We start from the raw sequence: 3,936 nt of genomic DNA on the forward strand, positions 1-3,936 counted from the left end.
TTACTACCGATCGCCTAGAATTGTTAAAACTGTTATCTGCCCAAATTGCTATTTCTATTGAGAATGCTCAACTTTACGATCAATTAGGGGAATACTCGCGAACGCTGGAACGTAAGGTTATAGAAAGAACGCAAGAATTGGAACAGGAAATGGCTGTCAGAATGCAGACAGAAATAGCCTTGGGCAAGTCGGAGGAAAAATTTTCTAAAGCCTTTCGTTCTAGTCCGAACCCGATCGCGATCGCCCGGTTTGCAGATGGACGCTACATTGAAGTGAACGACAGTTTCCTCAGCACTTTTAATTACTCTCGCGAACAGGTAATTGGTTTTACAGCAATTGAGTTGAATCTTTGGCTTAATTTAGAAGAAAGTGACAGATACAAACAGCTATTGCAAGAATCAGGAGTGGTTCGCAATCAGGAATTTGATTGTCGTACTTCTTCAGGCGAGGTGAGGAAGATGCTGGTATCAGCAGATATTATTGAGCTGGGTGGAGAAGCGTGTATTCTCTTAGTCACTAACGACATTACCGATCGTCAAAGGGTAGAAGAAGCGCTAAAAGAAAGCGAGGCTAAATACCGTGACTTAGTTGAAACATCGCAGGATATGATTTGGTCAGTTGATGTTGAAGGGCGTTATACCTTCGTCAACGCTGCCGTCCAACAGATTTTTGGCTACAGCCCTGAAGAAATGATAGGGCGAAAATTCAGTGAGTTTCAGATGCCTGAACAACTTCCCAAAGATAACGAGATATTCCAACGTATGTTGAATGGAGAGTCCGTATTTCAGTATGAAACCATACAATTAGCTAAAGACAGCAGACCTATCAATCTCCGGTTTAATTCACTTGTAGTGCGGGATTCCGAGGGAAATATTCTAGGAATAACTGGTACAGCCAGCGATATTACGGAGGACAAAAAAGCAGAGGCAGCCTTACAACAAGCCAAAGAAGTTGCAGATGCGGCTAACAAGGCTAAAAGCGAATTTTTATCAAAAATGAGTCACGAATTGCGAACTCCCCTCAATGCAATTCTCGGCTTTACCCAAGTGCTGGGACGCGACCCATCCCTTTCTCACATACAGCAGGAACAGATCGCCATCATTAGTCGTTCTGGCGAGCATTTGCTGACGCTGATTAATGACGTTCTGGAAATGTCTAAAATCGAGGCAGGTCGGATTACATTAAATCCTACTAGCTTTGACCTGTATCACTTGCTCCATTCTCTAGAAGAAATGCTAAAACTCAAAGCTGATTCTAAAGATTTACAGCTCAGTTGGCACATCAATTCTAATATTCCTCAGTATGTAAAAACTGACGAAAGCAAATTGCGTCAAGTCTTAATTAATCTGCTAGGAAATGCGATCAAGTTTACTACGAAGGGAAGTGTCACACTTCGAGTTGCAGCAATTAGTGAGAAACAAAAGTCCCCAAAAGACAACGAACCACGGATTATTACGTTTGAAGTGGAAGACACGGGTCACGGTATTGCTCCTACTGATGTAGATTCTTTATTTGAGCCTTTTGTACAAACGGACGCGGGTCGGAAATCTCAAGAAGGAACTGGGTTGGGTTTACCCATCAGCCGACAATTCGTACAACTGATGGGAGGAGACATTACCGTCAGCAGTACCTTGAATCGAGGAACAATTTTTAGTTTTGATATCCAAATTAGCTCCCCTGAGATGGCTAAAGTTCAACCTCGACAATCAAGAAAGCGGGTAATTGGTTTAGAACCCAACCAACCCTCATATCGCATCTTGGTGGTTGATGATAAATGGGAGAGCCGTTTGCTATTGGTTCATCTTCTCCAACCGCTTGGCTTGGAGGTGCGCGAAGCAGTAAATGGTCAAGAAGCTATTAGAATCTGGGAAACTTGGAAACCTCACCTAATTTGGATGGATATGCAAATGCCTGTGATAGACGGGTATGAGGCTACCAGACAAATTAAAGCCAAGATTAAAGATGAGGCTACCCCGATTGTTGCGTTGACCGCTAGCGCTTTTGAGGAAGAGCGAGCCGTTGTTTTATCATCAGGCTGTGACGATTTTGTAAGCAAGCCTTTCCAAGAAGAAGTTATTTTTGCCAAAATGGCTGAACATTTAGGGGTACAGTATATCTATGAAGATTTACCGAACGTTACATTATCTCAGCTTGGGGGTCAAGACTTGAGTATAAAAGAAGAAGAAAAAACAGAAAATTTAAAGGCAACTTTGGCAAAAATGCCTGCGGAGTGGTTGAGAAAGTTAGATCGAGGATCTATCGATGCTGATGCCCACCTGATTTTAAGTTTAGTCGCCACAATCCCTGAATCCGATACTTCTGCTGCGGAGCTTCTCACCGATTGGATTCATGATTTTCGATTTGATAAAATTACTGCCTTAACAGAAAAAATTCTTCCATGAACAGCCAGCAATTAGAATCTCATGTTGCCAATCTTTTAGTAGTTGATGATACCCCCGACAACCTGCGTCTTTTATCCATTATGTTGAGCGACAAAGGATATAAAGTTCGGGGCGTAATAAATGGGATAATGGCATTAAAAGCAGCGCGTTCAACCCCGCCAGATTTGATTTTGCTGGACATCACGATGCCCCAGATGAATGGGTATGAAGTTTGCCAACACCTAAAAGCGGATAGCAGAACTTCGGGTATCCCAGTTATTTTTTTGAGCGCCCTAGATCAAGTATTAGATAAAGTCAAAGCATTTGCTGTGGGAGGAGTAGACTACATCACCAAGCCATTTCATTTAGAAGAAGTTTTAGCTCGTGTTGAAAATCAACTAACTATTCAGCGTTTGCAAAAAAAATTGCACGATCAAAATGCAAGATTGCAGGAGTCCGAGGCTAAAGAGCGGAAGAAATCCCAACAACTAGAGCTGGCTCTACAACAGTTACAAAAGGCACAAGCTCAACTCATCCAAAGCGAGAAAATGTCAAGTTTAGGGAATGTCGTAGCAGGGGTAGCTCACGAAATTAACAATCCGATTAGCTTCATTAAAGGGAACCTCTGCCCCATAACCGAGTACACTGAAGATTTGCTGAGGCTGGTGCAACTCTACGAACAAGATTTTCCTAATCCCACAGCCGCTATCCAGGAACAACTGGAGGCAATCGATTTCACTTTTCTCAGGAATGACTTGCCGAAGCTAATTGCTTCTATGAGAATAGGAGCTGACCGAATCGGAGAAATCGTGCACTCGCTACGGAATTTTTCCCGACTCGATGAAGCTGAGTTAAAAGCGGTGGATATTCATGAAGGAATTGAAAGTACGCTGATGATTTTGCAGCATCGGCTGAAAGATGAAGCAGACCAAACGATAATTAAAGTTGTAAAAGAGTATGAGGAGCTGCCAAAAATAGAATGTTATGCGGGGCAAATAAATCAGGTTTTTATGAACATCCTGACTAATGCGATTGAGGCGTTGCAGTCACAAAAAAGTTGGGAAAAAGAGGTCGATAATAACAGCCACATCCCTACTATTACTATTTGCACGAAGTTACTCTCCGATTTTCAAGTGGGTATTTATATTACTGATAATGGGCCGGGCATAAAAGAAGAGATTCAACAACGCATTTTTGAACCCTTTTTTACAACGAAGCAAGTGGGCCAAGGAAAGGGTTTGGGATTATCGATCAGCTATGCTATTGTAGTGGACGAGCACGGCGGGCAACTTCGTTGTGTTTCGAGACCTGCTCAAGGGGCGACATTAGCCATCGAAATTCCGATTCACCACTTTAAAAAATATTTTTCTGAAGAAGATTTAGGCGGGTTATAAGCCACACTAAAATAAAAGTAGTCAAACATGGTGTAAAATCAGGAATCTTGTTTATTTATGAGTCAGTGTATTTGTAATTTTGAGCTGGGGGGGTGACAAAGAGGTCTACGAGATAGACTGTATAAGAGTTGCAGCCCGCATACCTTGTTGATAAAAGCGGC

Annotated in this window: 2 protein-coding genes; both read left to right on the plus strand. The window is 42.3% G+C overall.

All coding sequences use genetic code 11. From position 1 onward, the window contains the following. On the plus strand, window positions 1-2,402 hold a 2,402-nt coding region (locus QUA33_RS27735), incomplete at its 5' end, for a PAS domain S-box protein (protein ID WP_333152931.1). Beyond that, window positions 2,399-3,775, plus strand: a complete 1,377-nt coding sequence (locus tag QUA33_RS27740; protein WP_333152934.1) for a response regulator — start codon at window positions 2,399-2,401, stop codon at window positions 3,773-3,775. The genes QUA33_RS27735 and QUA33_RS27740, both read left to right, overlap by 4 nt. Window positions 3,776-3,936: the final 161 nt, after the last annotated feature.

Source organism: Microcoleus sp. Pol14D4 (genome assembly GCF_036701245.1).
GTDB lineage: Bacteria > Cyanobacteriota > Cyanobacteriia > Cyanobacteriales > Microcoleaceae > Microcoleus.

What these genes read in the sequence shown, in the direction of transcription:
- QUA33_RS27740 (WP_333152934.1), top strand. Translation starts at nt 2,399, where the DNA reads ATGAACAGCCAGCAATTAGAATCTCATGTTGCCAATCTTTTAGTAGTT.